1 protein-coding gene is annotated in these 289 nt (G+C 67.1%); it reads left to right on the forward strand.

The genetic code is table 11. The features are described from left to right. Positions 1–289: protein kinase domain-containing protein (locus MD536_RS21240; RefSeq protein ID WP_239603795.1), on the forward strand; the 289-nt coding region annotated here is incomplete at both ends.

Genomic DNA, 289 nt, shown 5'->3' on the forward strand with positions numbered 1-289 from the left:
CGGCCGCTCGACCGCATCATCGACAGCGAGGCGCCGCTCGCGCCGGACCGTGCGCTTAACCTGGTGCGACAGATCGCGCTGGGTCTGGCCGCCGCGCACCACCGTGGCGTGATTCATCGCGATCTCAAGCCAGCGAACGTGATGGTCTCCGACAGCGATGACGTGCAGATCACCGACTTTGGTGTGGCGCGCTCGCTGGGTGCAACCGGACTCACCCTGAGCGGCATGGTGGTCGGAACACCCGAATACCTCTCACCCGAGCAGGCCCGTGCCGATCCGGTCGATGGGC

It is taken from the genome of Flavihumibacter cheonanensis, assembly GCF_022352215.1.
Classification (GTDB): domain Bacteria; phylum Bacteroidota; class Bacteroidia; order Chitinophagales; family Chitinophagaceae; genus Flavihumibacter; species Flavihumibacter cheonanensis.